Origin of the sequence: Clostridium tyrobutyricum (genome assembly GCF_019144085.1) — a bacterium.
GTDB lineage: Bacteria > Bacillota > Clostridia > Clostridiales > Clostridiaceae > Clostridium_B > Clostridium_B tyrobutyricum_A.
In genome coordinates, this window is the sequence record NZ_JAHHUY010000144.1 from 1 (window position 1) to 212 (window position 212).

The 212-nt window shown below is 58.0% G+C and carries 1 protein-coding gene; it reads right to left on the minus strand.

Features of this window, described 5'->3' with window-relative positions:
- On the minus strand, positions 1 to 212 hold a 212-nt coding region (locus KM800_RS15355), incomplete at both ends, for a septation protein IspZ (RefSeq protein WP_217813851.1).

Consider the following 212-nt stretch of genomic DNA (forward strand, 5'->3'; position numbering starts at 1 on the left):
CTGCAGCACCAGCGTGAGCGTGCCAAACAGCAGGATCAGCACCAGGGTGACCTTGTGCATGGTCTGCAGGCGCCGGTCGATGGCATAGATGATGGCCATCTGCAAGGCCGTGGCCGCCATGAGCACGGCGGTGCCCACATAGATGCCGTAGAACTTGTAGGCCCCGAAAAACAGCAGGATGGGGAAGAAGTCGATCAGAATTTTCATGGAGT